The sequence below is a fragment of the Sulfobacillus sp. TH-112 genome (genome assembly GCF_057473405.1).
This window is the reverse complement of sequence record NZ_JBYCKN010000012.1, coordinates 1-9,729: the sequence shown is the minus strand read 5'-3', so window position 1 is coordinate 9,729 and position 9,729 is coordinate 1. Positions and strand designations below refer to the sequence as shown.

At 53.8% G+C, this 9,729-nt stretch carries 9 protein-coding genes; 7 read left to right on the top strand and 2 right to left on the bottom strand.

The genetic code is table 11. The annotated features are described in order from the left end of the window. The 3 genes from ACOJWD_RS00855 to ACOJWD_RS00845 form a co-directional block, all read left to right on the top strand. The coding region (locus ACOJWD_RS00855; RefSeq protein WP_486991326.1) for an FGGY-family carbohydrate kinase at positions 1-1,067 on the top strand (1,067 nt) is incomplete at its 5' end. 33 nt (positions 1,068-1,100) lie between these two features. Continuing rightward, a complete protein-coding gene (locus ACOJWD_RS00850; protein WP_486991325.1) occupies positions 1,101-1,847 on the top strand; it encodes an SDR family NAD(P)-dependent oxidoreductase in 747 nt (248 codons plus the stop codon). A 690-nt stretch (positions 1,848-2,537) separates the two neighbouring features. Then, on the top strand, positions 2,538-2,873 hold the full coding sequence (locus tag ACOJWD_RS00845) for an FGGY-family carbohydrate kinase (protein ID WP_486991324.1): 336 nt from the start codon (positions 2,538-2,540) through the stop codon (positions 2,871-2,873). Between the two features lie 62 nt (positions 2,874-2,935). On the opposite strand, the gene ACOJWD_RS00840 is transcribed toward ACOJWD_RS00845, so the two are convergent. After that, the gene (locus ACOJWD_RS00840; protein WP_486991323.1) at positions 2,936-4,531 is read right to left on the bottom strand and encodes a GLUG motif-containing protein; all 1,596 of its coding nucleotides are present in this window, start codon (positions 4,529-4,531) and stop codon (positions 2,936-2,938) included. Positions 4,532-5,287: 756 nt separating this feature from the next. On the opposite strand from ACOJWD_RS00840, the gene ACOJWD_RS00835 reads away from it, so the two are divergent. The 4 genes from ACOJWD_RS00835 to ACOJWD_RS00820 all read left to right on the top strand — a co-directional run bounded on the left by ACOJWD_RS00835 (position 5,288) and on the right by ACOJWD_RS00820 (position 9,032). After that, positions 5,288-5,437, top strand: a complete 150-nt coding sequence (locus tag ACOJWD_RS00835; protein ID WP_486991322.1) for a hypothetical protein — start codon at positions 5,288-5,290, stop codon at positions 5,435-5,437. A gap of 628 nt (positions 5,438-6,065) precedes the next feature. Continuing rightward, the gene (locus ACOJWD_RS00830; RefSeq protein ID WP_486991321.1) at positions 6,066-7,523 is read left to right on the top strand and encodes an APC family permease; all 1,458 of its coding nucleotides are present in this window, start codon (positions 6,066-6,068) and stop codon (positions 7,521-7,523) included. An 86-nt stretch (positions 7,524-7,609) separates the two neighbouring features. Further along, a complete protein-coding gene (locus ACOJWD_RS00825) occupies positions 7,610-8,599 on the top strand; it encodes a pyridoxal-phosphate dependent enzyme (protein WP_486991320.1) in 990 nt (329 codons plus the stop codon). A 289-nt stretch (positions 8,600-8,888) separates the two neighbouring features. Beyond that, the gene (locus tag ACOJWD_RS00820) at positions 8,889-9,032 is read left to right on the top strand and encodes a hypothetical protein (protein ID WP_486991319.1); all 144 of its coding nucleotides are present in this window, start codon (positions 8,889-8,891) and stop codon (positions 9,030-9,032) included. 74 nt (positions 9,033-9,106) lie between these two features. Here ACOJWD_RS00820 and ACOJWD_RS00815 read toward each other — a convergent pair. Then, on the bottom strand, positions 9,107-9,729 hold a 623-nt coding region (locus ACOJWD_RS00815), incomplete at its 5' end, for a tyrosine-type recombinase/integrase (protein WP_486991318.1).

Here is a 9,729-nt window from a genome sequence, read left to right as displayed (position 1 = left end):
TCCCTAAGCTGTTATGGATTCGCCGCAATGAGCCTAATGTGTGGGAAGAGACGGCCCATGTGCTCGGAAGTTATGACTACATTCGAGGCCTTCTTACTGGTTGCTATACTATCGAAGCGAACTGGGCGGTTGAGAGTGGTTGTTTTGATGTTCGAACGAATCAATGGTTGGATCAGTATCTGAGCCGATTCCAGATTCCTGTTGGGTGGTTGGGAGCGGTCAAAGACCCTCTGGCGGTGGCGGGATCCTTGACGACGAACATGGCATCGGAGTTGGGCCTTCGAGCCGGTATTCCTGTGATTGTAGGAAGTGCCGATCATGTTGCGTCTGCACTGGCTGCTGGTGTCGAAAAAAATGGGGATCTGTTGATAAAATTCGGCGGCGCTGGCGATATCCTTTACTGTACATCTCAGCCAGCGTTTCATCCCCAATTATATTTTGACCGACATGATTTGCCGGGAAAGTATTTATTGAATGGATGTATGGCGTCGAGTGGGTCGCTCGTACGCTGGATGTTGGAACGGTTTAAGGCTACGGATGCCATGTTGCCGGCCTTGGATCGTCAGGCAGCCGCCATATCTTCGGGTAGTGACGGTGTACTTATCCTCCCTTATTTTTTAGGAGAAAAGACGCCTCTATTTAATCCGGATGCCCGTGGTGCGATTTTTGGTTTAATGCTCCACCACACCGATGCCCACCTGTTTCGGGCGACGTTGGAAAGCGTAATTTATGGGTTTCGCCATCACGTCGAGGTTTTAGAATTAGCGGGATTCCCCATCGAACGGGTATTTGCTACTAATGGAGGCGCAAAGTCATCCCTTTGGCGGCAAATTGCGGCGGATTGTCTGGGGAAACCACTTATAGCGTTTCCTGACCATCCTGGTAGCGCGATGGGGGCTGCCATTGTTGCTGCAATGGGAGCACACCTGTTCCCGGGCCACTCCGTGTTGGAGGTCATTCGCACGGAAGTGGTGCACCATGAACCCATAGTTGCCAACACCGCCATCTATGACGAGGGCTATTATCGGTATCGGGAACTGTATGAGCGTACGAAAGACCTGATGTGATGGCTTCTATTTAAAATTTCGGGGGGTGCTTTTATGGAACGTGTAGCTATTGTGACCGGAGGGTCTAGTGGAATAGGTGAGGCTATTTCGCGTCGACTTCATGCCGATGGGTATCGGGTGTGGGTATTTGACTTGTCAAAGCCCGATCACCTACTGAAAGAAGAAATTGTTTCTGGTTACGTAGAGATGGACATCAGCCACTCGGCCAGCATAGCGGATGCGGTGGAACACGTGCTGGACAAAGAAGGTGCCGTCGAGGTGCTTTGCAATAACGCCGGTGTCTCGACTATGCAACGCGTCGTAGACCTAACCGAAGAGGAGTGGGACTTCAATTTTAATGTGAATATCAAGGGCATTTTTCTTATGACGAAAGCTTTGCTTCCAAGCATGATGCTTAGGAAAAGAGGAGTCATTGTGAATACCGCTTCGATGGCTGGAGTGAAGGGAGTGCCATTATTAGCTCACTATGCCGCCTCTAAGTGGGCGGTTATTGGCTTTACCAAAAGTGTGGCGCTTGAGGTGGCCCCCTATGGCATTAGGGTGAATGCGATATGTCCCGGTTACGTGCGCACATCCATGCAAGAACGGGAACTTCAATGGGAAGGACAGTTGCGGAGGATGAGTCCTCAGGAGGTGTTGGATGAATACATCCGACTGACACCACTGGCACGAATTGAGGAGCCTGAGGATGTGGCAAGAGTTGTCGGATTTTTGGTGGGATCGGACTCGGGGTTCGTGACAGGCGAAGCGCTGAACGTCACGGGAGGCGCGAATCTGTAGTCGGGGCAAGTCATTTGTCGCTGATGCCGCCGAAATTCTGATCTGAGGCTCTAACATCGCCAAACGTCACAGAGCGGGTCGAGACTTTCGACATGCGTTTCCGGAGCTATGAGAGAGGTTACAACGCATAAGCATAGGAAGTCGCAGTAGCCAGTTTCGTGGTAGTATCCTAACTGGCCTAAAAAACGGAGGAGAAGCAGTTAAAACACTGCCATTCGTGAACACCCGTTTGGATAGTAATGTGATGATACCCTGCCAAGTGTTATAAAGGCATCGGAGTGTGACTAACTCAATAAGTGGTCCCCAAGAATCTTGCAGTCTTTTAGCTCATCTGTCGGTTTCCGGTGTGGCAACTGACAGTTGGTTCAAGTATTGCTTTTGCACAAAATATTACATAGATTTACAATCGAATTCCACCCATGAACGGGATCTTCCTGGGCAGACCTCGGCGGCCGTCTGCTGTTCCTTATGTGCATGATTATGTAATTTGCTGGATGGGTGCCGGAGACACAGACTTGCCGGCAATAGGGCCTGATGATCTGCCCGATCGAAAGGAGTTCGGAAGGCTATAACATATCACTGAACATCCGCGGTCGACCCACGAGGTCATCGGAATTTTCCGACCAAAAATAAACAAATAATTGCGTCTAATGTACTTCGGAGTTACCATGGTTTAGAGCTACGGATGCGATGTTGCCGGACTTGGACCGTCAGGCAGCCGCCATATCTTCGGGTAGTAACGGTGTACTTATCCTCTCTTATTTTTTAGGAGAAAAGACGCCTCTATTTAATCCGGATGCGCGTGGCGCGATTTTTGGTTTAATGCTCCACCACACCGATGCCCACCTGTTTCGGGCGACGTTGGAAAGGCGCCTGTTTTTCCCGAAGCAGGGATCGGTCGCACAATCGGGAATACCTGGTGACCAGGATCCCCTCTCGGCGACTTTAAATGGTTTGGTGAATGGATACATCCGACATGAAGGTCGGGAACCCCGGCTTTTGTGTGGGTTTCATGAACCTCGGTGAGACGATTCGTCAGTCCGATCCAGCTACCATCACGACAAAACCCGTGAGTCACCATAGTCGGGCTACGACGAGGATGTTGAGGTAAACGTCCAGCCACGTGTCGGTATGCCGACCGGCATTGAGAGCCCCGCAATGCCCATGCTCACGCCACTATCTGTCGCAGCATACGTGCCAGCGGAGGGATTTACCACGCTCGCTATCGTGACGGTCACCGTGGATCCGGGCGCAATATAGGTCGGGACACCCAGCGTGACGCTGCCCGCAGTATTTACGGTCACACTGGAGATGGGCTGCCCATTCAACACATAATCACTCGGTGAAGCGGGCCACTGCGTTCCGAGTGGCGCTTGGAGGGTAATGGCGCTGCCAATCGTCATAAAGCCTGTACTGCTATTGAGAAAGGTGAGGGTCCAGTTCGCGGGGGCCTGAGCAGTGGTATTGGAGGCGGCCCAGACGATTTGGGAAAAGGCTTGCGGGCTCCAGAAGCCGCTCACGGCAACGGAAGGGGCGGTGAGGGTCGGGAATTGGAGAGAAGGCGTCACCACCGGGAGAAGAGACGGATAGCCGTCATTCACGGTCGACGAGAGGCTCCAGACGGTGGAGAAATCCCATCCTGTATAGGTGCTTTCCTGTTGCATGGCGCTGGTGATTTCGCCGGTTGCGCCGACCGTAGACGTTCCTTCCGCGATGCCGACGGACTGACCTGTGGTCGTGGTGTCGAAATAGCTGTCGGAGATAGTCCCCTCCTGATTGCTCCCCACAAGTCCAGCGTTTGTGGCATCCGATCCGGTGACAGGGCCGGTGGCATAGCTATCGGTAATGGCGGATTCACTATTATAACCCACGAGCCCAGCGTTTGTAGCGTACTGCTCAGGTCCCGTGACGGCACCGGTGGCATACGAGTCGGAAATGGAACCAGTGGAGATTCCATTGGGGAAATCACGACCCACGAGCCCTCCGCTGAAGGCGCCGTCGGTTCCCGTTGACGTCACCGTGGCGGTTGAATAGCTGTCGTCCACGGTCCCGCCGAAATTTTCACCGATGAGCCCTCCTGTTTGGGCCTGCTGCCCAGATGCGGTTACGGAACCGGCGGAATTGCTGTGGGTGATCGTCCCTTCATTTACTCCCACTAGTGCCCCGTTATAGCCAAAGCTGGGTGATACGGTGACGGTGACGGAGGCGGATACTTGAAGGTCTTCAATGGTTCCGTCACTAACCCCGAAAACCCCTACGTACCGGGAGGACGAAGTCACCGTCAGTCCTGTGATGGTATAGCCTTGTCCATAAAATATTCCGGAAAAGGGGGAGGATTTCGAACTCCCCAATGGGGTCCATGCGTAACCGGTCATGTCAATGTCGCCGGTCAGAGCTAAATCCGCATCGAGATAATTGGCTGGGTTTTGGTCTACATAGGCCAATTGATCGGCATTCTGAATCAGGGTCCAGGTGACGCCATTTTGGGTGACCGTCACCGTGGGAGCAGTCGGGGTAATGGATTGCGCATAGACCGGCGCCGATCCAAGCCACATGGTACCGGCGAGGGTCACGCTGAGGGCGATGGTACCGAGTCGTTGATATCGTTTAATGGGGGTATTCCTCCTTGGTATTTCCTTAGGGATGGCCCGTTTATCTGCTTTCGTGTCGGGTCTGCCGATCACCTATTCGCGACCGATCGACACGACTCCTCTTTTGGGGGCGTTCATCTACCATCATCTTTTCCCTTCCGCGGCGTGCGTTCTGAGGAGATGCGAGATGATAGCAGACAGGGTGAAAGGAGACGAGACAAAAGATGCGCGTGAACAAGAGCTGCGCCGTTCAAGAGCCCAACGGAGCCGTGACGGAGCCGCCCTTATGGAAGCCCGTCGCCCTTGGCGCCCGAACGCGTGGTTCAGGAAGGGTGCCCGGAACAGGCCGCGGAACATCGAAACGTCCCGAGCCACATGCGGCGGATGGAAATGACAGGTGGGGCCGCTGCAAGAAGCAACTCTATAAAATGGTGTCGGCTTGCGTGACGGCACCTCCGCTAAGTAAGGTCTCTCATCGCTATCAAACGCCGTTGATCCGGATGATCGGCCACAAATCGACAGGCGCGATGACTTCGGCCGATGTCGATACCACTGAGGCAAATATGTTTTGCGAGGCGAAGGCCTCGGGTATTATCTTTCGTACCAGATTGTGATATTGGATAGCCATGATGTGGAAGTTCATTCCCTTCAATTCGGTTGGTCGGGTCAACCCTTCCCGTGCCACTTCTCGGCGAATCATTTTACGGATCGTTAATGCATCGACCGGGTTAGTGAATGTGGTCGGTCTTGACGAGTTCCATGGCCTCCGATGATTTATGGCGTCACCGGACGTGGCACAGCAAAAAGCGATAGCAATGAAACGGGCCGATATTGACGAGATAGCGTCGTGTGGTGACGATAGGGCGCGTCGTCGCTGAGGCAGCGGAGCTGCTGACGGATCATGCGACAAGAACGGCTAAGAAAACCCCCGCCATGGCGGTTAGGACGCTTCTTTTCGGCACCACACCGGCATTTCGGCAGTATAAAAACACCCTATAGCATGTCGCGCGTGGGACAAGGCTACAGATCTTCGGTGCATTCCAAAGATGTGTCCTGGGGCAGGAGGTGAGCAATGTAACAGGGGTGTGGCCTCCGGACCGAGTGCTACACCGGCTTTTGATGCTAACACTAACAAGGATGGAATCGTTCCCGCTTTTTTGACATTGCCACGATTTTCTGGTGGTCATGCTATGGACACCAGTCCATTAGAGAGCCCCTATTGCCAAGACCAAAAATTGAGGACGACCCAACTATGGCACTGATTGCGCGACCTCATGATGACAATGCCACGGCAGTCGAAACTATTCCGTTTAAAGTGGCGCGGTACGGTGACGGTCAAGGATGGTTCTGACGCATTGAGGAGGCCCCGGAATAGAGAGCCAGAATCTCGCACTAAAGCATGCGTGCGATCCATTCCCAAGAAGAAGGCGCTTCATGATGATGCTTCATCCTGAGGTTTTGTGACGCTTCAGCACAGTGCTCGCGATGGACCAACTACGGAATGCGTGGAATATGCGAATTATGTTTATTGACCCAAGTATCTGATTTTGTTAATATGAGCGTGATTTTATCAGTGATAAAATATTTTATTGAGACACGCACTGCGTGTCTCGAGAGGAGATTGGCTATGTCCCAGGCAAAGTCTTCTTCCGGTCTGGCACGAAATGCCCTTGGATTGATTCACGTGATTTTCCAATCGGCATCGCAAATGAGTCCAACCGGGACCGTCGTATCGGGTTTGACCGCCATTGCAGCGTATGCTCTCGGATCCATGCCGCTGGCCATCGTACTCGCTCTTTTAGCCTCATTTCTGGGCGCGAATACCTTGATTCAGTTTTCTAAAAAGATTTCAAGTGCTGGCGGGTACTATACGTGGGTAGCGCGCGGAGCGGGTCCGTATGCGGGAGCATATACCGGATGGTTGTATCTCTTGTATCAAGGGCTTAATGCCCCAGCGTTGGTGCTGTTCTTTGGTTATGTGGTACGCGCCTTATTAGAGGTGGGGTTGAATGTCACGCTGGCGTCTTGGACGTGGTGGCCCTTCTCGATGGTGGCGGCACTCTTTGTCTGGTTTATTGCCTATCGGGGCATCAAGCAATCCTTAGTGTACTCCATGATCGTGGGGGTCATCGAAATCGTGGCGTTGGTGGTTTTGGCCATTTTGTTGATCGATAAGGCGGGAAGCCATAATACCTTAGCGACCTTTACTCCCCGATTTTCCACTACCGGATGGAGTGGTATTGGACTAGGGATGATCTTTGGACTCTTTTCCTTCGCGGGATATGGGGCTTCGGCCACACTGGGGGAGGAAGCGAAAAATCCGGGCCGGTCCATTTCTCGGGCCGTGATTATCTCTCTTGCGATTATTGGCTTCGTCCTGATTTTAGTGGGATATGCCACCACGGTGGCATGGGGAGTCGGGAAAATGGGGAGTTATTCGACGTTGCCTCTTCCGCTCCTGAACTTGGTGCATAGCGTACTCTCGTCGTCGTGGCTCTTTTGGTTTTGGGTGCTGACGATTCTCATTATCAATAGTACCCTAACAGCCATTATCGCCATCACCAACGCCCAAGTACGCGTGTTGTTTGCCTTGGGTCGCGATCAAATCGTCCTACCGCGTTCGATGGGGGACACCCATCCAATTTATAAGACGCCCAATCGCGCCATTCATGCCCAATCGATAGCGGGCATTATCATTATGACAGCCGTAGGGTTTTGGCTCGGCTCGTTCAGTGGATTTCTCTTCTTGGCGGAACTGGTGACTCTATCGAACTTACTCATTCACATCATGACCAACACCTCGCTCACACGGTATTATCATAAAATCGGGCAATTCCGATGGGTGGTCCATGGCGTCATTCCGGTCCTAGCCAGCATCATGTTTCTTTTTCCCATTTACTTTTCGATTTTCCCAGTGCCGAGTTTTCCCGATAACATTCCGCCCTATCTGGTGGTGGGCTGGTTAGTCATCGGCGGCATTTTACTGTGGCGACTGTTCCGTCGCTCTCCCGATCTGCTTAACCATGCCGGCTTGATTAGCAGCGAGACGCCGGATGCTGATTTACCTCCGAGTGTGTCGGGTTAACTGCGGTGATCCGGGCTAGATCGTTGGGACACAGGTCTCGCGACTGTTAGGGGACGACAGTCACTAATTACGCAGGAGGGATGAAAGTGCAAAATCACGTTCCCGAATTATTATCGCCTCTGACGCCGCTCGTGCGGGCAGAGCGATTGGCCGAGCACTGGGGTCTCACGCAATTGTGGTTCAAAAACGAAACCACGGGGCTATCAGGATCATTTAAGGACCGGGGAGCGGTGGTGGCGATTCGAGAGGCAAAACATCAGGGATTTCGCACCATTATTACGGCGTCGAGTGGCAACGCTGGCGCGGCTACGGCGGCGCATGCCGCTCGAGCCGGCATCCGTGCCATTGTGCTGGTGGATCCCGATGCCCCTCAGGGCAAGCTTCAGCAAATTCAGGCCTATGGAGCGGAAATACGCAGGATTCCGGAGCTCTTTAACCAGCCTAGCGAGCGGTTTATTCAGTGGCTCAAAGAGGCGGCCGCGCAAGAGGAGGCCTATTTAGCGTTTTATTGGGAACCCGTCAATCCGGCCATCATGCAAGGGTTTGAAGTGATTGCGGAAGAAATTGTGCATCAACTGGGAAAAGCCCCCGATGTGGTTCTCATTCCGACGGGTGGGGGAGACCACTTGGTGGCTCAGGGGCGGGCCTATCTTCGCCTTTGGCGACAAGGTCGGATTGACCACGTACCCCAACTGATTGCGGTACAACCAGAGGGCGCGTGTCCTCTGGCAGAGGCTGTACGGGCTGGGTTGGATTACGTGCCTTATCGAGCGGGACCGGTGACGATGGCCTCCGGATTGAAGGTGGCATTTTCGGGACAGCACGCTTTGGAACTGATTCAGAAGTCCGAAGCGGTACAAGGACAAAAGCACTTAGCGATGACGGCAAGTGAAGAGGAGATTCGAGCGGGTGTCGCACTCCTGGCATCGATGGAGGGGCTATGGATAGAACCTTCGGGGGTGGCGGCCCTATCGGTCGTCCCTCACCTTCTTCAAGAAGGGGTTATTCACCCCGAGACGCTGGTGGTGGCGCCCCTCACCGGAGCCGGATGGAAAGATAGTCCTCAGACCCTTTAATGGTTACCATGCGTGTTTTTAGGTCACTAGTGGCGCGTTCGGTGAGCCCTCAGCCGCCGATAATGAGTAGGGAGCATCTGAGGTACTGTCGTCGGCGGACCCATTCTCCATGGTAGAGGCATGGACGCTCAGGCTCAGGCCGTCGAACTCCGTGGATGGCGACGACAGCAATTTTCCCAACACCCGTGCGAGGTGACGGTGCGGGGGAGCGCCAGCTCCACAGCTTCACGGTATCCACATCGATTCATGGTAACCCTCCTGAAATTTTTACCATGAGTATCCTCTGTGGGTGCTGAAGGGTAAAGATAATCCTCAGGATGGCAACGTCAATCGCTCAGATTACGGGGGTTACCGCCAACCCTTAGGATTTTATATTCCTGCGGATAACGCCTGTAATCCTATGTTTGGGATTACGGGCGGAGCGCAGTATTAAACCCTTTGTCATTGGACGAAATTATGTGCTCTAGCCAGTTATGTGCTGTTGGCGGAGACGGGCCGCCTCCGCCATCAGCACATAACGCCTGCTAGAGTCCCGCCAAGAACGCGAGGATATCGTCGGATGGCTGATAGCGACCACTCGGCGCCCTGGGGGCTGGCGGTTTTGGCCAGGGCCCGCTCTTTGAGTTGGATATCCGCCACCATCATGTATTTGTGTGTGGTCTCGATGCTTGCGTGGCCCAGCCAGATGGCAATGGTGGAGAGATCGATGCCCGATTGTAGCAAATGCATGGCGGTGGTGTGGCGAATCACATGGCGGTCAGACTGACGCTCTAGGGGGCCATGGACGGCATGCCGGAATTTCCTGCCGAGCGGGGCGACCGTGTGGGCTACGGGTCCCATGCGAACGTCCTGGCCAGTCCATCGACCGGGTAGCTCGGAAGCAGATCCCCTGACCACGCCGGTTTTCGGCGGCACCTCGCGTCGCGAGCGCCCCGAAACAGGAGTCCCCGCCCACAGGGCGGAGCTTTTCACCGACGTTCCCCATGACCCGACAGACGCAAGATAGAGTGGATGAAGACATCCGACCTTTGCCGTCATGTCGGCAAATCGGTTGTCGCCATCGGTCCTTGCGCCGTGAGCGGTCGTGGAAACCACGGAAAGCCATGCAATATTACGAAAATCGTCGAGAG